This is a genomic window from Pseudarthrobacter sp. As-47 (genome assembly GCF_058215595.1).
In genome coordinates this window covers 4,217,751-4,235,911 of record NZ_CM177088.1, presented here as the reverse complement: position 1 = coordinate 4,235,911, position 18,161 = coordinate 4,217,751, and the positions used below count along the sequence as shown (strand labels likewise).

The following is an 18,161-nucleotide window of genomic DNA, read 5'->3' as shown; positions in this document are numbered from 1 at the left end:
AGCAGGGGACCGGGGCTCACGCTCCGGTTACAGTGCGGCGTTGTTAAGCGCGAAAGGGGGGCGCAGCAGGCCCGGGGTCAGACCCTCGGCGGGGTCGTTGCCCAGTTGGATCACGCGGTTGTTTTCGTCCACGTGGACCACCCTGGGCTCGTAGCTCTTCGCTTCCTCGGTGGTCATCTGCGCGTAGGTAATTAGGATGACAATGTCGTTTTCCTGCATCAGGTGGGCCGCCGCCCCGTTGATGCCGATGACGCCGGAGCCGCGCTCGCCGGCAATGGTGTAGGTCTCCAGGCGCGAGCCGTTGGTCACGTCCACGATGGACACCAGCTCACCCGGCAGGATGTCGGCGGCCTCAAGCAGGTCCAGGTCAACAGTGACCGAACCTACGTAGTGCAGGTCAGCGTGCGTGACGGTGGCCCGGTGGATTTTGGACTTGAACATTGTTCGATTCATAACGGCTTCAGTCTAGCGGCGGGGGCCCTGCCGCGCAGTGACGCAGGAAACACTTGCGCAGGGACGGTCCCGGCGCAGTGACGCGTCCGACGGCGGCCGGTCACCCGGCGACGTCAGCCGCCACTGCTCCTGCCGTGGCAGCAAGGGTTTCCCGGGCTGCCAGGATGGCCGGGCGCTTGGCGCTGGAACGGCGGACCGAGGTGAAGACGGTGCGCCGCGGTTTCCCCGGCAGGTCCAGGAGCCGGGCCGTGGTGTCCCTGCCGGTCCACACCAGGTCCGGCATCAGCGCCACGGCGTTGCCCGACTCGATCAGCCGGATCTGCGCCTGGAGGTCAGCGGTCTCATAGCGCACGTCGGGTTCGAATCCCGCACTCCGGCAGGCCTGCTCGGCCCAGTGCCTCGACGCGGCACCCCGCGGCTCCATCACCCAGGCGAGTTCCGCGGTGTCCTCGATCGAGGAGATGGCGGGGCCGCCGTCGGACGCCGGCGGGACGGCGAGCCGGATGGCATCGGTGGTCAGCCTGACCCTGTCCAGCTCGGGATAACGGGGGGCGGCGTGACCCGGATACTGCTCGGCAATGACAAGGTCAAAATCGCGGGCCCAGGTTTCGTGCAGGGCGGTCTCGGGCTCGCGCTGGATCATCTCGATCCGGACTTCGGGGTACGTGCGGGACATGCGCGTGAGCGTTTCCGGCATAAGGGCAAGGGCTGCCGACTGGAAAACGGCAATCCGGACGGTGCCGGTGACCGTGGTCAACGATGCGGCCAGGTCCGCCTCGGCTTGCTCCATGGTTTCCAGCAGGCTCGCGGTGTGCGCCACGAGGACTTCGGCCTGGGGCGTGAGCTGCACCCGCCGCCCCGTCTTGCGGAGCAGCTGGACCCCTACTTCCTTTTCCAGCAGGGCAAGCTGCTGCGAGACCGACGACGGGCTGTACTGCAGTGCCTCCGCCACCTCCGCGAGGGTCCCCCGGATGCTGAGTTCCCGGAGCAGGCGGAGCCGGCGCACATCAAGCATAGGGAAATCCTTACCTAAACTAACGAATATAGGTTAGAATTAGTCACTTTATCTAACGCAAGCCCGCTTGCATACTGTTGGGACCGAGTTACCCCCGTCACAAGCGATTCTTCTCGCGCCGTGACGGGGTCGCACCCCAAGCAGGAGTTCCTGATGAGCACTAGAGATATGACCCAGTCGATCATGCGGCGCAAGCCCATTGACGACATAGAAGAAGAGAACAAACACAGTGGCCTCTTTAAGTCACTCGGGCTTTGGCAGCTTACGGCGATCGGCGTAGGCGGCATCATCGGCGTCGGCATCTTCTCCCTCGCGGGACTGGTGGCCGCCGGCAGCGAGAGCACACCCGGGGTGGGGCCCGCGGTGCTGATCTCCTTCCTGGTGGCAGGCCTTGCGTCTGCCGCCGCTGCTCTGTCTTACGCGGAATTCGCGGGCATGATCCCCCGCGCCGGGTCCGCCTACACCTACGGATACGTGGCGCTGGGCGAGATCATCGGCTGGTTCATCGGCTGGGACCTCCTGCTGGAGTACATCGCCATCGTGGCGGTGGTTGCCATCGGCATCTCCGGCTACTTCGACGCCTTCCTCTCGGGAATCGGCATCAACATGCCCATCTGGATGACCTCCACCGCTGACGAGGGCCGCGGCGGCATCGTCAACATTCCGGCCATCGTGGTCTGCCTGATCGTGACCTGGATCCTGTCCCGCGGCACCAAGGCCTTCGGCCGGTTTGAACTCGTGGCCGTTGCCATCAAGGTCATCCTGATCCTTTTCATCATCGGACTGGGCGTCTTCTACATCGACACCAACAACTACAACCCGTTCATGCCCAGCGGCTTCGGCCCCGTCCTGGCCGGCGCGGCCACGGTCTTCTTCGCCGTCTTCGGCTACGACGCCATGAGCACCGCGGCGGAAGAGGCCAAGGACGGCAAGAAGCACATGCCCAAGGCCATCATCCTGTCGCTGATCATTGCGATGCTGCTCTACGTGGCAGCCACCCTGGTGCTTACCGGCATGCAGAACTACAAGGACATTGACCCCACGGCCGGTTTTGCCTCGGCCTTCACGGGTGTTGGCCTGCCGGTGATCGCCACCATCATCTCGGTGTTCGCCGTCCTGTCCATCCTCACCGTGATGCTGACCTTCCTCCTGGGTGTTACCCGCGTCTGGTTCTCCATGAGCCGCGATGGCCTGCTGCCCGGCTGGTTCTCCAAGACAGACCGCCACGGCACCCCGCAGCGCGTCACGTGGATTGCCGGCGTCGCCTCCGCACTGCTGGCCGGCGTGTTCCCTATCAAGGCCGTTGCCGACCTGACCAATATCGGCATCCTGGCCGCGTTCGTCGTCGTCTGCTTCTCGGTGATCGTGTTCCGCTACAAGAAGCCGGACGCGCCCCGGACCTTCCGCCTGCCGTTCATGCCGTTCATCCCGGCCTTCGGCGTGCTGGCCTCCGCGTTCCTGATGTTCCAGCTGCACTGGGAAACCTGGGCGCGCTTCGGCGTCTGGCTCCTTGTTGGCCTGGCGATCTACTTCTTCTACGGCAAGAAGCACTCGCTCATGAACCCCAACAGCCCCCGGCACGAGGAGATTGTGGAGATGCACCGCCCCGTCGGCTGACCCGCCCGGGGGACGCTCTCTCACTTAATGCCGCTTAAACACGGACGCTCTATCACCCTCCTGTGGGGGGCGATAGAGCGTTTCCGTTTTTCCCGCATTAAGTGAGAGAGGGTGGCCGTATTTGTTGCATCAAGTGAGAGAGCGTCGCTGGGGGAGGGAGAGTTCGGGCGGGGCTTAATTCATCATCTTTTCTAACCTGTATTGCTTAGAAAAGATCGCTTTATCTTATGTGACTGGAAGCTCATACTGGTGGATAAGACCTCCTTGAACCCCAGGAAAGAACGAGAAAAGCCATGACCCACATTGCAATGGAACCGGCAGCCGCCACCGGAACTGCGCCCCGGACTGTCGACGTCGACGTGCCCCAGGCCAAGGCATTGGCCACCGAAGCAGTGGCACTGGTCCGCCACTGGCTGACCGAGGCAGCCAAGGTTCCCGTGGATGCTTCCGCCCAGCAGCTCGCCGGCGTCCTGAAGGACCCCAACGGCCTGGAATTCACCGTTGGCTTCGTGGACGGCGTGGTCCGCCCCGAGGACCTCAACGTCGCCGCACGCAACCTCGCCGCGCTGGCCCCCAAAGTCCCCGCCTTCCTGCCGTGGTACATGCGGAGCGCCGTGGCACTTGGCGGAACCATGGCCCCGATCCTGCCGCAGGTTGTCATCCCCGTCGCGCGCAAGGTCCTGCGCGAAATGGTGGGCCACCTGATTGTTGACGCCACCGACGCCAAGCTGGGACCCGCCATCGCGAAGATCCGCAAGGACGGCATCAAGCTGAACGTCAACCTCCTGGGCGAAGCCGTCCTGGGCGAGCACGAGGCCTCCCGCCGGCTCGAGGGCACGCACACGCTGCTGGCGCGCCCCGACGTCGACTACGTCTCCATCAAGGTCTCCTCCACGGTGGCCCCGCACTCGCCGTGGGCCTTCGACGAGGCCGTTGCGCACGTCGTCGAGAAGCTCACCCCGCTGTTCGAGCGCGCAGCGTCATTTCCCAAGGCCAAGTTCATCAACCTGGACATGGAGGAGTACAAGGACCTGGACATGACCATCGCGGTCTTCACCAGGATCCTGGACAAGCCCCAGTTCAAGAACCTCGAGGCCGGCATCGTGCTCCAGGCCTACCTCCCGGATGCACTTTCCGCCATGATCCGCCTGCAGGACTGGGCCGCTGAGCGCCGCGCCAACGGCGGCGCCGCCATCAAGGTCCGCGTGGTGAAGGGCGCCAACCTGCCCATGGAGCAGGTGGAAGCCTCGCTGCACGACTGGCCGCTGGCAACGTGGGGAACCAAGCAGGACTCGGACACCAGCTACAAGAGCGTCATCAACTACTCGCTGCACCCGGAGCGGATCAAGAACATCCGGATCGGCGTTGCCGGCCACAACCTGTTCGACATTGCGTTCGCGTGGCTGCTGGCCAAAAAGCGCGGCATCGCGGACACCGCACGGCAGAGCATCGAGTTTGAGATGCTGCTCGGCATGGCACAGGGCCAGGCCGAAGCCGTCAAGAAGGACGTCGGCTCGCTCCTGCTCTACACACCGGTGGTGCACCCGGCCGAGTTCGACGTCGCCATCGCCTACCTGATCCGCCGCCTGGAAGAAGGGGCAAGCCAGGACAACTTCATGTCCGCCGTGTTCGAGCTGGACAAGAACGAAGCCCTGTTCGAGCGGGAAAAGCAGCGCTTCCTCTCCTCCCTTGAAGCCCTGGACAACAGCGTGCCGCCCGCCAACCGGCAGCAGAACCGCAACCTTCCGCCGCAGCCCCTGCCGCACGATTCGTTCAAGGACACCCCGGACACCGATCCCTCGCTGCCGGCCAACCGCGACTGGGGCCGTGCCATCCTGGAACGCGTCCCGTCCTCCACACTCGGCAACGCCGCCGTGGAAGCCGCCTTCATCAACGACGAAGCAACCCTGAACGACGCCATTACCACCGCCGTCGACAAGGGCAGGGCCTGGGGCGCGCTCTCAGGCGCCGAGCGCGCCGAGATTCTGCACCGCGCCGGCGACATCCTCGAAGCCCGCCGCGCCGACCTGCTCGAGGTCATGGCCAGCGAAACCGGCAAGACCATCGACCAGGGCGACCCGGAGGTCAGCGAAGCGGTGGACTTTGCCCACTACTACGCCGAGTCCGCGCGGAAGCTGGACAAGGTCGACGGCGCCACGTTCGTCCCGGCCAAGCTCACCGTGGTCACACCGCCGTGGAACTTCCCGGTCGCCATCCCCGCAGGGTCCACCCTCGCGGCACTCGCCGCCGGCTCCGCCGTCGTGATTAAGCCCGCCAAGCAGGCCGCCCGCAGCGGTGCCGTGATGGTGGAAGCCCTGTGGGAGGCCGGCGTTCCGCGCGATGTGCTGACCATGGTGCAGCTGGGCGAGCGGGAACTCGGCAGGCAGCTGATCTCCCACCCGGCCGTCGACCGCGTGATCCTCACCGGCGGCTACGAGACCGCCGAACTGTTCCGGTCCTTCCGCCAGGACCTGCCGCTGCTGGCCGAGACCAGCGGCAAGAACGCCATCATCGTCACCCCCAGCGCGGACCTGGACCTGGCAGCCAAGGACGTGGCGTACTCCGCGTTCGGCCACGCCGGCCAGAAGTGCTCGGCCGCGTCACTGGTGATCCTGGTGGGTTCGGTGGCCAAGTCCAGGCGCTTCCACAACCAGCTGATCGATGCCGTCACCTCCCTGAAGGTGGGCTACCCGGAGGACCCCACCAGCCAGATGGGCCCGATCATCGAGCCCGCCAACGGCAAGCTCCTCAACGCCCTCACCACCCTGGGCGACGGAGAAAACTGGGCCGTTGAGCCCAGGAAGCTGGACGGCACCGGCCGGCTCTGGAGCCCGGGCGTGCGCTACGGCGTCAAGCGCGGCTCCTACTTCCACCTCACTGAATTCTTCGGCCCCGTCCTGGGCGTGATGACCGCCGAGACCCTGGAAGAGGCCATCGACCTCCAGAACCAGATCGAGTACGGCCTCACCGCCGGGCTGCACTCCCTGAACTCCGAGGAACTGGGAATCTGGCTGGACAGCATCCAGGCCGGAAACCTCTACGTGAACCGCGGCATCACGGGCGCGATTGTGCAGCGCCAGCCGTTCGGCGGCTGGAAGAAGTCCGCAGTGGGTGCAGGCACCAAGGCCGGTGGACCCAACTACCTGGCAGGCCTGGGTGACTGGGCCCCTGCCACAAGCACCGCGGATGCCGACATCACCCACCCGGGCGTGCGCCGCATCCTTGACGCGGCCGGGTCCGCCCTGGACCCGGCCGGCTTCGAGTCCGTCCAGCGTGCGCTGGCCTCCGATGCGCAGGCCTGGGCAGAGGAGTTTGGTACCGCCAAGGACGTCTCCGGACTCAGCGCGGAACGCAACATCTTCCGCTACCGCAGCCTTCCCGTGACGGTGCGCCTGTCCGAGGGCGCGCCGCTGGCGGACCTGGTCCGGACCGTGGCGGCCGGCGTACTGGCGGGCTCGGAGCTGACCGTTTCCAGCGCCGTCGAGCTTCCCGCCCAGCTGCGCCCGGTGCTGCTGGCCCTGGACATCGAGGTGACGGTGGAGTCCGACGCCGACTGGCTGGCTTCCGCGGGCAGGCTCGCCGCGGCGGGCAAGCTGTCCAATGGCCGCGTCCGCCTGATTGGCGGCACCGCGACGGCCCTGGCGAAGGCCACGGGGGGACGTCCCGACCTGGCAATCTACGCGCACCCGGTGACCGAAGCGGGCCGCGTTGAGCTGCTGCCCTTCGTGCACGAACAGGCCGTCAGCATCACGGCGCACCGCTTCGGCACCCCGAACCACCTCTCGGACGCCCTGATCTAGCAGCCCAGGCCCGCGGAGTTTCCGCGCACACTGCAGGATTACCGCACATACAGAAGGCCGGGCGGCCACCATTCACGGTGACCGCCCGGCCTTCTGCAGTGTGTTGGTGTTATTTGCCTGTCAGCCGAGGTACCACCCGGGCGGCGTCCAGGTCACCGGAACGCTGTGAGCGGAGAAATCCTCGCACCGCGTGCACGTGTACGCCACTTCGCCCAGGGAAGCGACCGTTCCGTCACGCCGGTACGTGGGCGGGATGTAGGACTCCAGATAGACGAATTCGTCCGTCCGGCAGGTGTCGCAGGTGGGTTTGCCTACGTAGCCGGTATCGGTTGTTGCGATCCCGGCGCCGAGGTTGGAGCGGCGGGTGGCCGGCGGCCGCGCAGTGTTGATGGGGCGCGCATGGGCCGAGCTGGCATGGGTGTTCCTGGCTGTCGTCATTGGCTGCCTGTCCCGGGTGGAAATCCTGGCATGCAGGAGCCCCCCGTGCTTGAGAACCGGCCAGCTGCTTGACCCTAGGAAGTCAGCATAGGGGATGCTGCCTTCAGCAATCAATGGAAACTGCGGAATGGCTGCGCCCGCCGGGGCGGCGCCGGCGTTATGCTTGCCGGTTAATTGTCCTGCCCACAATGGACTGCGTCAGTGCATCAATGACCTCCGCATTGGCCAGTGGATTGCGGATCAGGGTGAAGTCCACGTCGCCCACTGCCGGCAGGTCGAACCGCCGGGTGATGATTTTGAGGTCTTCCGGGACGAGCGACGACGGCATGACGGCCACGCCGATTCCTGCCCGGACGGCCGCCAGCACACCGCTGATTTGCCGCGTGGTGCAGGTGATCCGCCAGGTCCTGCCATGGGACTCAAGGGCGTCAATGGCGAGCTTCCGGCTCAGGCTGGGTGACGGGTAGGCGATGAGCGGCACGGGAGCCGCCGGGTCCAGCGTGGTCTGCTCCAGCCCCACCCAGGAAAAGGAATCATGCTGGACCACGGTTCCGTCCTTGGCTCCGGCCACCCACTTGACGAAGACAAGGTCCAACTGCCCCGCGTTGAGCTTCCGGTACAGCTGGTCGCTTTGGCCCACCGTCAGCTCCAGGTTGATCTGCGGATAGATCTGCCGGAACTCCCGCAGGATCCGCGGCAGGCCCGTGATGGCCAGGTCATCGGCCGTGCCGAACCGCAGCCGTCCGCGCATCGCAGAACCGGAGAAGTAGCGGGAGGCGGAATCGTGGGCTGCCAGGATGTTCCGGGCGAAGCCCGCCATGGCGTCCCCGTTGTCCGTCAGCCGCACATCGCGGGTATCCCGGCTGACCAGGACCCTCTTGGCGGCCGCCTCCAGCTTGCGGACATGCTGGCTGACGGTGGGCTGGGCCAGGCCCAGCCGCTCCGCCGCCTTGGTAAAGCTCAGCGTTTCTGCGACGGCGAGGAAGGAGCGCAGCTGGGCTGGTTCGAACACGATGGACTCCGGGGGGCGTCGGTGCGGGCGTGGCTGTATTGCAGTCTGCAATAGGAGTTATAGGGACGATACGTCTCCATAATCCCGTGTTCCACCCTAGCGTTAAGGGCATCCCGGACCGCACGCACTTGAGGACACACCTGTGGCACCCCCACCGCCGTCATCGGCAACCGTCACCCAAACCGTCATCGATACCGCCGGCTCCGCGCCGCCGGACCACCAGACCCAGCCGCTCGCCGTCGTTACTGAACGCCTGCCCTGGAAACACACCTTCATCTCCCTTCGGGTCCCCAACTTCCGCATCTTCGCGATAGGCCACTTCATCGCCGTCGTCGCCATCTGGATGCAGCGGATCGCCCAGGACTGGATGGTGCTGGAGCTGTCCGGATCCGTCACGGCCGTGGGCATCACCGTGGCGCTGCAGTTCCTGCCGTCCCTGCTCCTGGGACCGTGGGGCGGGATGGTGGCCGACCGGTTTGCCAAGCGGAAGATCCTGATTCTGTGCCAGGGCATGGCGGCAGTCCTGGCGGCTGTGCTGGCGGCCCTCGCCCTGAGCGGGGCTGTTGAGGTGTGGCACGTCTACGTCATCGCGCTGGTGCTTGGCCTGGTGACGGTCCTTGACCAGCCGGCCCGGCAGGTCTTCGTCAATGAACTCGTTGGACCCACCTACCTGCGCAACGCCATCAGCGTCAACTCCACCACCTTCCAGCTGGGCGGCCTGATCGGTCCCGCGCTGGCGGGGTGGATGCTCACTGCCGTGGGTGCCGGGTGGGCTTTTGCCGGCAATGCCGTGGCATGCTGTTCCACCGTGGCCATGCTGCTTCTTTTGCGCAAGGACCAGCTGTTCGTGAGCGAGCCCGCCCCGAAGAGCAAGGGTATGCTGCGCGAGGGACTGCGGTATGCGCTGGGCAAGCCCACCATTTACTGGCCGTGGCTGATGGCAGGATTCATCGCGGTGTTCGCCATGAGCCTGCCCGTGGTGCTCGCCGCCTTCGCGGACCACGTGTTCAACGCCGGTGCCGCGGGCTATGGCCTCCTGAACGCCCTGGTGGCGCTGGGCGCGCTGGCCGGCGCGGTGGCATCCACTCGGCGCCGCCGGCTCCGGCTGCGCTCCGTGGTGTTCTGCGCGGGAATGTACGGGGTCATGCTGTGCCTTGCCGCGCTGGCGCCGTCCATGCCGGTGTTCGGCGCGGTCATGGTGCTCTCGGGGTTCTGGTGCCTGATGTTCCTGACAGGGTCCAACCAGCTGGTCCAGGTCAGCTCCAACATGGGCATCCGGGGCAGGGTCATGAGCTTGTACATCATGGTCCTGATCGGCGGCCAGGCAATCGGCGGGCCAATGCTGGGCTGGATCGCCGAGCACGCCGACCCGCACGTGGCGCTGCTGGTGTCCGGCGGCGTGCCTGCCCTCGCGGCACTGACGGTCGCGGTCATCCTGGCGCGCAAGGGCTCGCTGTCGCTGAGGGTCAACCTCAAGGACCGGCGGCAGCCCGTGCGGATTGTCGGGCGGGCCGCCGCGTAACCCGCACTATAAGGCCAGGTGCGGGTACGCCTCTTCGCGCTTCTGGAACTCCAGGACATCCCTGTTGCGGATGACGCCGTCGCGGATCTCGATGGCACGGGCGATGGTCTCGTTGGCGTCCCACGCGCCGGGGCCACTGACGACGGTTTCCAGGAAAGGCAGCAGCGCCTGGCTGATTTCCCAGCTGGCGGAGTTCCAGAGGTAGGACGGGCTGTGGTCCACGGCGTAGTAGTTGATGTGGTCGCCCACCGTGAACATGGGGTCGGCGAAGGTGGTGGACCGGGCCCAGCTGAAACCCATGCCCTCGTCGCACGACACATCCACAATCAGGCTCCCGGGACTGAACGCCGCCAGGTCCTCCGTGCGCAGGTACGTCAGCGGGTTGTTGGGGTCCTGCAGGGTGCAGTTGACCACGATGTCGCTCTCGGCCAGGAACGGAGCCAGCGGGACCCTGCCGCGCTCGCTGATGACCTGGCTCAGGAAGGGGGCTTCGTCGTCGTGGTCGAACTGGACGATGTTCACTGAGTGGATCGGCGCCCCGACGGCGGCCACGCCCCGGTTGGTCAGCACCTGGACGTCATGGATCCCGTGCGCGTTCAGCGCGGTGACGGCGCCCCGGGCTGTCGCGCCGAAGCCGATGACCGTGGCACTGAGCCTCCGGCCGTAGTCGCCGGTGGACCCGGTCAGCGCCAGGGCGTGCAGCACGGAGCAGTACCCCGCGAGTTCGTTGTTCTTATGGAACACGTGCAGCCCAAAGCCGCCGTCGCTGGCCCAGTGGTTCATGGCCTCGAAGGCAATCAGCGTGAGCTTCTTGTCGATGGCCAGCTGGGTGATGGCGCGGTCCTGGACGCAGTGCGGCCAGCCCCAGAGGACCTGGCCGTCGCGCATGTCGGCGAGGTCTTCCGGCTGGGGCTTGGGCAGGAGGACGACGTCGGCCTCCGCCAGCAGCGCCTCCCGGCCGGCCATCCTGCCCACCAAAGGCGAGAGGTGTTCGTCCGAGACGCCCAGCCGCTCGCCGTAGCCGGTTTCCAGGATGATGTGCTCGCGGATGTCGGGCGCAATGCGCTCGAAATGCAGCGGATGGATGGGGAGCCGGCGCTCATCGGGCTTCCTGGTTGACGCCAGGACGCCGAGGGTCAGTCTTTTCTGCTGCCCGGTCACTTCTTTTTGGCGGCCTTGCTGGAGGGGATGTCCAGGGAGCTGGCGGGGGCGGAAGCGGCCTTCTTGTCGGCCCGCTTTTCCTTGATGGACTTGCCGGATTTTTTGGATGCTGTTTGACGCGGGGACTTGTCAGCCATGAATTGCTCCTGTAGCGGAACCGAAGAGGTTCCTGACTTCTGACGATACACGCCGGTACCTAATGGCCCCGGGGTGGCTTGTCTTCTGTCCCGCTGCAAGCAGTGGAGCGGCTGACGGGAATCGAACCCGCGTATCAAGCTTGGGAAGCTAGCGCTCTACCATTGAGCTACAGCCGCGCTGCCCCGCCGTGGAGGGGCAGAACATAGCTTAGCGCAGAACTTTGCCTGCTTTGCCCACACACGCTGCGCGCCGCCCGTGTCCCGGTGAGGGGCACGTCATCCAGTAACTCTTCAATAACGTCGCCTGCCGTGGCTAGGTGTGCCCGCGGAGCGCTGGCTAACCTGAACCGGGTAGCTGCGGGGCCGGGGGGAGTGCAGCTACTGCGGCACTTGAACCTCAACCACAGGAAGATCCCCCATGGCATTCGCAGAACACGAGGTCCTTATCCGGCGGGACGCCATGGCCGTGTATCTGTACCTGCTTGATGCCACCAACCTGCCTGCGTGGAACGACTCGGTGCGCAGCGTCAGGCTGCTGCAGGGCGCATCTGCTTCCAAGGGGGCGGTGTACCGCAAGATGGTGGCCGGACGGTCCGGGCTGAGCATCCCCGCGGAGCTGGAAATCACCCACTCCAGGCCCGGAGCCGAAATCCAGTTCCAGGCCATGTCCGGGCCGGCCCACCGTTCAGGCGGGTACTACCTCAGCACGGAGGCGGCAGGAACGCGCGTCAGGTTTGCCCTTGAGGCCCGGGCAGAAGGGGCGGCCGGCATCCTGCACAGGCTCGGGATCCTCAATCGGGTGGGATTCCTGAACAGGATGCTTCAACGCAGCCTCTCCACCGAGGTGGCCCAGCTCGAACGGCTCAAGGACGTCCTGGAGCTCCAGCCCGCTATGTAGAGGGTGCTCTCGTTCCCTCCGGCAGCGGCAGGCCTGCGTAACCCACCTACTGCGGCTGCCCTCCTACGGTGCCGGGGCGCCTACTGCGCCAGCCGTTGCCCGGTCCACGGTCCGGGAATGTTCGACGGCGACGCGAGGCTTCCGGAGGTCAGGTCCCAGTACTGCACAACGTCGGACGCCCGTCGCAGGGCCAGCCCGGTGGAGTTCAGGCCTGTAACGTCCCGCAGTGGCCTGATGCCCGTGACATCTCCCCAGCCGGTGGCGACCGTAGCCCTGGCTTCCGTCCGCAGTGCCGTGGTGCCCCAGCCTCGGTGCAGCTGGACGGAGCCGTCAGCCCGGAGGGCCAGGAGGTCCTGGAACCCGTCGGCATCGTAATCCACCATGGACAGTTTCCGGGCGGCGCCGATGGAGCCTACGAACGTCCGTGCGGAGAGGTCGCCCATGCCCTTGTTCGGATACAGATAGAGGTTCCCCGCCCCGTCCAGGGCAAGAATCTGGGGGAGCCTGTTGTTGGCGCACCATCCGCCGACGGCGAGGGTAAGGGTTTCCCACCCTCCGCTTCCCAGGGTGGCGGGCGGCTGGAATCCGCCGGCGGCAATGCCCCGGTGGAGGGTCAGCGTGCCGTTGCTCCACTGCGTGACGAGGTCATAGGCGCCGTCCCGGTCCCAGTCTGAGGTGAACACTTCCTTGGCGCCGGCAAATCCTGAGCCGATGACCTTGGCCGCGGCAAAGGTGCGCGCGCCGGTGGCTGCCCGTGCCAGGAGCTGGCCGGAGGAGTCGACGGTCACCATGTCTCCGGGCCCCTTGATGGCCGCGGCGGAGAGGTCAAGCGTGGGCGGCATATGCCGGACCGGCGCGTCGCACATAGTGGGCGGCGGCGCCGGGAAGGGTGTGCCCGAGCCGGTTCCGCCGGGGGAATCGGTGGTGCCGGCGGGAAGGGTGGTGTAGCCGAAGAAGTTCACCACGCCCCAGATCTTGTACGTGCGGTCCGTATAGCTGATCCCGGCACCCATGACGTTGAAGCGCGGATCGAGCAGCATGGCGTTGTGGCCGGGGGAGCCTTTCCACCATTCCACCAGGAGCGCGGCGTCCCGGTCCGTGCGGATGGCGATGACCTCACCGGCGCCGTTGTTGGGACTCAGCGCGCGCTGGTCCGTCCAGAAGCTGGCGCGGTGCTCGATGACCTCGCGGGATGCGATGCTGTCTGACCACTCCTGTGCCAGGGCCGCCACTGTTGCGTGGTACTTGACGGGGTTCAGGCCCTTGGACGCCCGGTACTCGTTGATCCGGTTGAAAACCGTGAGGATGGCGGCTGCGTTGCTGTCAGGAATGAGGGCTTCCGGTGCAGGAGTGGCAGCCGCCAGGGATTCCGGAGCCGCCTGGCGGGACACCGGGGGAGAGGCAAGTTCCTCGTCCGGTGCCCAGAGGGGAGGGATGGACGGAATGCCGGGTGCAGGCTCTTCGGAGTCCGGAGCAGGAGCAGGAGCAGGAGCAGGAGAAGGAGCAGGAGCAGGTGCCGGTGCTGCGGGCTCGGGGGAATCCTGAACGGAAACGGCGGACGGGCCGGGTGCGGGGGCGGGTGCCAGGGGCTCCGCAGGTACTGGTTCCGCTGCCAGCGGTTCCGTAGGTGATGCCGGCCGGATGTCAGGTTCAACCGCGGGGGCGAGGAGGGGCCCGCCGGAGTCCGTGCCGGAGGGGGACCCGGTGCGGCCGGTTATGGCCGACGCACCCAGGCTGACGCTGCCGGGCCCCGTTGCGCCCACTGGCGGCCCCGCAGCCGGCACCGGAGGCGTGCCCGCCGATGAAGAGAGCAGCGCTAAAGCCAAGAGCACGCCAATAAAAGAGGGCGCGGCCAATCTATTCACAACATCCCCAGCTCTGTTGGGCCATCCGGGAGACCATCCGGCGCCTGAATCACTGCTGTAACAGTAGCCCCACGAGCGCTCTGCAACAACGAAAAAATGTTGCTGTGGATAACTGCCCCGGAGCGGCCATACGGTAATTTGGGACGGTGCTGATCTCTGACCGCGATATTCGTGCCGAAATAGACTCCCAGCGGATCGTGCTCGAGCCGTACGATCCGGCGATGGTCCAGCCGTCGTCCGTGGATGTCCGGATCGATAAATTCTTCCGCCTGTTTGATAACCACAAGTACGCCCACATCGACCCGGCCGAGGAACAGCCGGAGCTGACGCGCCTTGTGGAAGTGGAGCCGAACGAGCCGTTCATCCTGCACCCGGGCGAGTTCGTCCTGGGGTCCACGTACGAGACCGTCACGCTGCCGGACGACATCGCGGCCCGCCTGGAAGGCAAGTCCTCCCTGGGCCGGCTGGGCCTCCTGACCCACTCCACGGCCGGGTTTATCGACCCCGGATTCTCAGGCCACGTAACGCTGGAACTGTCAAACATGGCCACCCTGCCCATCAAGCTGTGGCCGGGCATGAAGATCGGCCAGCTGTGCTTCTTCAGGCTGACGTCCTCCGCGGAGCATCCCTACGGCTCGGGCGAGTACGGCAACCGGTACCAGGGCCAGCGCGGTCCTACCGCGAGCCGCAGCCACCTGAACTTCCACCGCACGGAGATTTAGCAGGCAGCACTGAAGCCCGCACCGGGGCAGGGGGCCTCAGGCCCTGGCAGCCACGCCCGCGGGCGGTTGGGCAGCCCTGACGGGCCCCACAAACCGGGCCGCCAGCGGACCCACTACCGCCATCAGCAGGACATACGCGGTGGCAAGGGCCGCCAGCTCGCCGGGCACTGCCCCGGACGCAACTGCCAGCCCCGCAATGACGATGGAGAATTCGCCGCGTGCGATCAGCGTGGCTCCGGCGCGCAGGCGGCCGGGCCGCGCGATGCCGGCGCGTTTGGCCGCCCAGATGCCCGTCGCCATTTTGGTGGCGGCCGTGATGACGGCCAGCACCAGGGCCCAGCCAAGGACCGGCGGGATGGACGTGGGATCTGTATTGAGTCCGAAGGCGACAAAGAAGATGGCGGCAAACAGGTCCCGCAGCGGCTCGAGGATGCGGGTGGCGTTGTGCGCCGTTGCGCCTGAAATTGCGATGCCAAGCAGGAATGCCCCCACCGCGGCGGACACCTGCATGGCCGAGGCTATCCCGGCCACCAGCAGCGCCGCGCCCAGCACGTTCAGGAGGAACACTTCCGAGTTCTCGCTGTGGACGGCCTTGGACACGTGGTGCCCGTGCCGCAGCGCCACCATCAGCACCACACTCACCACCGCCAGCGCGATGCCCACGCTGGTGAGCCCGCCGAGGAAACTGACGCCGGCCAGGATGGTGGTCAGCACGGGAAGGTAGACGGCCATGGCCAGGTCCTCGAACACCAGGATGGACAGCACCACCGGTGTTTCCCGGTTGCCTATCCGGCCCAGGTCGGTGATGACCTTGGCGGCAATTCCCGATGAGGAGATGTAGGTGACGCCGCCCAGCACCATGGCGCCCACCCCGCCCCAGCCCAGCAGGTAGGCAAGGGCAGCACCGGGCAGGAAGTTCAGGACGAGGTCCAGCACGCCGCCCTGCCAGGAGCGGCGCAGGCCGGTGAAGAGTTCGGTCGCCGTATATTCCAGGCCGAGCATAAGCAGCAGCAGGATCACGCCGATCTCGCCGGAGACGTGCGCGAACTCTTTCATGCCGTCGAGCTTGACGATGCCGCCGGCGCCGAATGCGAGTCCGCCGAGGAGGTAGAGCGGGATGGGGGACATTCCGACCCGTCCGGCCAGCCTGGCCAGCAGGCCAAGGCAGAATACAACGGCCCCCAGTTCAATGAGGGTCAGGGCCAGCGGGTCCATGCCGTCTTATCCGTGACGCAGGATATCGGCCGCCGCGTCGAGGCCTTCCTGGGTGCCCACCGCCACCAGCAGGTCACCGGGGTGAAGCACGACGTCGGGTCCCGGCGACGGGAGCACCTCGCCTTCGCGCATGATCGCCACGATGGAGACGCCGCACCGGGTGCGGATGCACGCCTTGCCCATGGGCTGGTTCTGGAAGGGGGAATCCTGGGCGATGGAGAACTGCCGGGTGACGATTCCCGGGACGTCCTTGTGTTCCTCTGTCAGTTTCATGGCCAGGTGCTGCCCGCCCAGGAGATTGCCGAGGGTGGCTGCTTCCTCGGTGGTGAGGGGTATGGATGCCTGGCAGGTGTCCGGATCATCCCAGGCCGAGACTATGAGCTCGGTCTGGCCCTCGCGCCGCTCCACCACGCCGATCCGGCGGCCTGAGGCGGTCATGAAATCCTTGCGCCGGCCCAGGCCGGGAAGGTTGGTTTCGTCCACGTTCATGGTTCCAGACTAGTCTGCCTGGCCATGCTTGGGGGCGGGCCCCGAGGATTCCCGCAGGACCAGCCGCATGCCCGTGGGACCAGGCTCCGGAGGGGGTGTGTTTCCCGGGTTCAACGCGGCGATCAGCTGTTCCATGGCGCGGCTGCCCTGGTCCTCCAGGTCCATGTGGACGGTGGTCAGGGACGGGACCAGGAACGCGGATTCGGGGTGGTCGTCCCAGCCGACGACGCTGATGTCGGCGGGAACCCGGAGACCGTGATCGTGGAGCGCCCGGATGGCCCCGATGGCCAGGTGGTCGTTTGCGGCGAAGACGGCGGTGAAGGAGGGGTTGGCCAGGAGGGTTTGCGCGGCGGTGTATCCGGAGGCGGCGCTCCACTCCGCTTCGGCCACCCCGGAATCCTCCAGCCCGGCGTCGTGCACGGCCTTGCGGTAAACGGCCAGGCGGTTGCGGGCTGCGGGCCATTCCTGCGGGCCAGCGATATGGGCGATCCGCCGGTGGCCCAGGGCGGCTAAGTGCTCCACGATGGCCTGCGCCGCGGAGCCGTCCGAAATCCGGCCCTGGCCACGCATCTTGTCGTCGTACTCTCCGGCCACCACCATGGGGATCCGTTCCTGCGCCTGGAGGAGGTCCGTCCCGGAAATGGGCACGAAGGACAGGGCCCCCGCAAAAGGCCCGCCGTCCAGGATCCGCCGGAGCCGCTCCGTCCGCTCCGGGCCGGCCCCTTCCAGGGCGACGACGTCCAGGTGGTACCCGGCTTCCCGGGCGGCTGCGGCCGCGCCGTTGAGCATCCGGGACGGAAAGTACGGCGAGGATCCGGGCACCAGTGCCAGGACCCGGTACGCGGCCTTGGTCCGCAGCGACCGGGCGGTGAGGTTGGGCGAGTAGTTCAGTTCCGCCATGGCCCGTTCCACCTTTTCCGACGTGGAGGCCTTCAGCTTGGAGCGGTCGGCCATGAACCGGGAGACAGTCTGGTGCGAGACGCCGGCCAGCCGTGCCACCTCGTAGATCGTGGCTGCACGGGCAGGCGGCCGGGCGGCGGCGGGGGATGGTGTCACAGCCTGGAATCCTCCCAGGTGGTGAGGCGCCCGCACATGCCAAACCCCTCGCCCGGGCGCTGTTCGGCGCTGGCTGCCGCTGCGCCCGCCAGGGACGCTGCCGAGCCGTCTGCCAGCTCGCGGAGGGCCTGCTCCGTTGCCTTTACCTGGCTCTGGACGTTGGCGGACCAGAGTTCCTTCCAGTGCCCGACGCGCGGGCGGACCAGGCGGGCGGCCGCGCGGTGGAACTCCGCAAGCGCGGGAGTGCCGTCCCGCAGCACCGATGTATGCAGTTCGGCGTATCCTTCCAGGGCGAGGTCGCGCCGCCTCCGTGCTGCCGCCGCAACCTCGCTTTCTTTTGCATCCCGGGGGAGGGCGGCATGCGCCGCGTACAGGTCCGGGTCCTGGAGGATGCGGCGTGGAAAAGTCAGGACGGCGTCTCCGGCCTCAGGCAGGCCGGCGTTGGACATGATCACGTTGAGGGTGAGCCCGTCCGTGTTCACCAGCCGGTGGACGGTGCCGGGGCTGAACCACACCAGCGACCCGGCCGCCAGCCCGTGCTGCTGGATGCCTGCCATCGAAATGGTGTGCACCGCTCCAGTGCCGGCCGTGACCACGTAGGCCTCGGAGGACACCGTGTGGAGGTGCGGGGAGCCGCCGCACAAGCCGTCGGCGGACTCCCAGTCATATACCCGGAGCCTGCTGACTGCGGTGCCGCCTGGAAATCGCGGGGGCGGAGGGGGCTGGTCCTTCCCGCTGTTCATCGGTCCGCTGCTCACCTC

At 66.7% G+C, this 18,161-nt stretch carries 16 protein-coding genes and 1 tRNA gene; 5 read left to right on the top strand and 12 right to left on the bottom strand.

The window, feature by feature from the left end; genetic code table 11:
* Nucleotides 1–27 precede the first annotated feature (27 nt).
* On the bottom strand, nucleotides 28–453 hold the full coding sequence (panD, locus tag AC4BCK_RS19655; RefSeq protein ID WP_172801470.1) for an aspartate 1-decarboxylase: 426 nt from the start codon (nucleotides 451–453) through the stop codon (nucleotides 28–30).
* Nucleotides 454–553: 100 nt separating this feature from the next.
* Nucleotides 554–1,468 (bottom strand): LysR substrate-binding domain-containing protein, encoded by a 915-nt coding sequence (locus tag AC4BCK_RS19650; RefSeq protein ID WP_174176111.1) that lies wholly within the window; start codon nucleotides 1,466–1,468, stop codon nucleotides 554–556.
* 153 nt (nucleotides 1,469–1,621) lie between these two features.
* Here AC4BCK_RS19650 and AC4BCK_RS19645 point away from each other — a divergent pair, with 153 nt between their 5' ends.
* Nucleotides 1,622–3,085, top strand: coding sequence for an amino acid permease (locus AC4BCK_RS19645; RefSeq protein ID WP_364271116.1), 1,464 nt, complete (start codon nucleotides 1,622–1,624; stop codon nucleotides 3,083–3,085).
* Nucleotides 3,086–3,378: 293 nt separating this feature from the next.
* Nucleotides 3,379–6,885, top strand: a complete 3,507-nt coding sequence (locus tag AC4BCK_RS19640) for a bifunctional proline dehydrogenase/L-glutamate gamma-semialdehyde dehydrogenase (RefSeq protein ID WP_366278854.1) — start codon at nucleotides 3,379–3,381, stop codon at nucleotides 6,883–6,885.
* A gap of 120 nt (nucleotides 6,886–7,005) precedes the next feature.
* Here AC4BCK_RS19640 and AC4BCK_RS19635 read toward each other — a convergent pair whose 3' ends face one another.
* Both AC4BCK_RS19635 and AC4BCK_RS19630 read right to left on the bottom strand, forming a co-directional pair.
* Nucleotides 7,006–7,323 (bottom strand): hypothetical protein, encoded by a 318-nt coding sequence (locus AC4BCK_RS19635; protein WP_174176116.1) that lies wholly within the window; start codon nucleotides 7,321–7,323, stop codon nucleotides 7,006–7,008.
* A gap of 157 nt (nucleotides 7,324–7,480) precedes the next feature.
* The gene (locus tag AC4BCK_RS19630) at nucleotides 7,481–8,335 is read right to left on the bottom strand and encodes a LysR family transcriptional regulator (RefSeq protein WP_066279926.1); all 855 of its coding nucleotides are present in this window, start codon (nucleotides 8,333–8,335) and stop codon (nucleotides 7,481–7,483) included.
* 142 nt (nucleotides 8,336–8,477) lie between these two features.
* Here AC4BCK_RS19630 and AC4BCK_RS19625 point away from each other — a divergent pair, with 142 nt between their 5' ends.
* Complete coding sequence (locus AC4BCK_RS19625; protein WP_174176118.1) at nucleotides 8,478–9,857, top strand: MFS transporter; 1,380 nt, start codon at nucleotides 8,478–8,480, stop codon at nucleotides 9,855–9,857.
* A 6-nt stretch (nucleotides 9,858–9,863) separates the two neighbouring features.
* On the opposite strand, the gene AC4BCK_RS19620 is transcribed toward AC4BCK_RS19625, so the two are convergent.
* From AC4BCK_RS19620 to AC4BCK_RS19610, 3 genes are all read right to left on the bottom strand, one after another.
* Nucleotides 9,864–11,018 carry a N(5)-(carboxyethyl)ornithine synthase gene (locus tag AC4BCK_RS19620; protein ID WP_310113308.1) on the bottom strand — a complete coding sequence of 385 codons (1,155 nt, stop codon included), beginning with the start codon at nucleotides 11,016–11,018 and terminating at the stop codon, nucleotides 9,864–9,866.
* Nucleotides 11,015–11,155 carry a hypothetical protein gene (locus AC4BCK_RS19615; protein ID WP_490566377.1) on the bottom strand — a complete coding sequence of 47 codons (141 nt, stop codon included), beginning with the start codon at nucleotides 11,153–11,155 and terminating at the stop codon, nucleotides 11,015–11,017. Before AC4BCK_RS19615 ends, AC4BCK_RS19620 begins: the two co-directional genes overlap by 4 nt.
* 103 nt (nucleotides 11,156–11,258) lie before the next feature.
* Nucleotides 11,259–11,332 (bottom strand) — tRNA-Gly (locus AC4BCK_RS19610).
* A gap of 241 nt (nucleotides 11,333–11,573) precedes the next feature.
* Between AC4BCK_RS19610 and AC4BCK_RS19605 the strand changes: the two genes are divergently transcribed.
* Nucleotides 11,574–12,053, top strand: coding sequence for an SRPBCC family protein (locus AC4BCK_RS19605; RefSeq protein ID WP_174176122.1), 480 nt, complete (start codon nucleotides 11,574–11,576; stop codon nucleotides 12,051–12,053).
* A gap of 80 nt (nucleotides 12,054–12,133) precedes the next feature.
* On the opposite strand, the gene AC4BCK_RS19600 is transcribed toward AC4BCK_RS19605, so the two are convergent.
* Nucleotides 12,134–13,816 (bottom strand): CAP domain-containing protein, encoded by a 1,683-nt coding sequence (locus AC4BCK_RS19600; protein WP_490566376.1) that lies wholly within the window; start codon nucleotides 13,814–13,816, stop codon nucleotides 12,134–12,136.
* Between the two features lie 248 nt (nucleotides 13,817–14,064).
* Here AC4BCK_RS19600 and dcd point away from each other — a divergent pair, with 248 nt between their 5' ends.
* On the top strand, nucleotides 14,065–14,640 hold the full coding sequence (dcd, locus tag AC4BCK_RS19595; protein ID WP_104188486.1) for a dCTP deaminase: 576 nt from the start codon (nucleotides 14,065–14,067) through the stop codon (nucleotides 14,638–14,640).
* A gap of 36 nt (nucleotides 14,641–14,676) precedes the next feature.
* On the opposite strand, the gene AC4BCK_RS19590 is transcribed toward dcd, so the two are convergent.
* The 4 genes from AC4BCK_RS19590 to AC4BCK_RS19575 are packed head-to-tail and all read right to left on the bottom strand — an operon-like array spanning nucleotide 14,677 to nucleotide 18,143.
* Nucleotides 14,677–15,855 carry a cation:proton antiporter gene (locus tag AC4BCK_RS19590; RefSeq protein ID WP_174176126.1) on the bottom strand — a complete coding sequence of 393 codons (1,179 nt, stop codon included), beginning with the start codon at nucleotides 15,853–15,855 and terminating at the stop codon, nucleotides 14,677–14,679.
* Nucleotides 15,856–15,861: 6 nt separating this feature from the next.
* A complete protein-coding gene (locus AC4BCK_RS19585; protein ID WP_174176128.1) occupies nucleotides 15,862–16,344 on the bottom strand; it encodes a cation:proton antiporter regulatory subunit in 483 nt (160 codons plus the stop codon).
* Between the two features lie 9 nt (nucleotides 16,345–16,353).
* Nucleotides 16,354–17,400, bottom strand: coding sequence for a LacI family DNA-binding transcriptional regulator (locus AC4BCK_RS19580; protein ID WP_490566375.1), 1,047 nt, complete (start codon nucleotides 17,398–17,400; stop codon nucleotides 16,354–16,356).
* The gene (locus AC4BCK_RS19575; protein ID WP_490566374.1) at nucleotides 17,397–18,143 is read right to left on the bottom strand and encodes a cupin domain-containing protein; all 747 of its coding nucleotides are present in this window, start codon (nucleotides 18,141–18,143) and stop codon (nucleotides 17,397–17,399) included. The genes AC4BCK_RS19580 and AC4BCK_RS19575 overlap by 4 nt, the downstream gene beginning before the upstream one ends.
* Between the last annotated feature and the right edge of the window lie 18 nt (nucleotides 18,144–18,161).

Bases quoted from the DNA above. Each gene is read 5' to 3' on its own strand.
- panD (WP_172801470.1), bottom strand. From the start codon at position 453: ATGAATCGAACAATGTTCAAGTCCAAAATCCACCGGGCCACCGTCACG.
- AC4BCK_RS19650 (WP_174176111.1), bottom strand. From the start codon at position 1,468: ATGCTTGATGTGCGCCGGCTCCGCCTGCTCCGGGAACTCAGCATCCGG.
- AC4BCK_RS19645 (WP_364271116.1), top strand. From the start codon at position 1,622: ATGAGCACTAGAGATATGACCCAGTCGATCATGCGGCGCAAGCCCATT.
- AC4BCK_RS19640 (WP_366278854.1), top strand. From the start codon at position 3,379: ATGACCCACATTGCAATGGAACCGGCAGCCGCCACCGGAACTGCGCCC.
- AC4BCK_RS19635 (WP_174176116.1), bottom strand. From the start codon at position 7,323: ATGACGACAGCCAGGAACACCCATGCCAGCTCGGCCCATGCGCGCCCC.
- AC4BCK_RS19615 (WP_490566377.1), bottom strand. From the start codon at position 11,155: ATGGCTGACAAGTCCCCGCGTCAAACAGCATCCAAAAAATCCGGCAAG.
- AC4BCK_RS19605 (WP_174176122.1), top strand. From the start codon at position 11,574: ATGGCATTCGCAGAACACGAGGTCCTTATCCGGCGGGACGCCATGGCC.
- AC4BCK_RS19590 (WP_174176126.1), bottom strand. From the start codon at position 15,855: ATGGACCCGCTGGCCCTGACCCTCATTGAACTGGGGGCCGTTGTATTC.
- AC4BCK_RS19585 (WP_174176128.1), bottom strand. From the start codon at position 16,344: ATGAACGTGGACGAAACCAACCTTCCCGGCCTGGGCCGGCGCAAGGAT.
- AC4BCK_RS19575 (WP_490566374.1), bottom strand. From the start codon at position 18,143: ATGAACAGCGGGAAGGACCAGCCCCCTCCGCCCCCGCGATTTCCAGGC.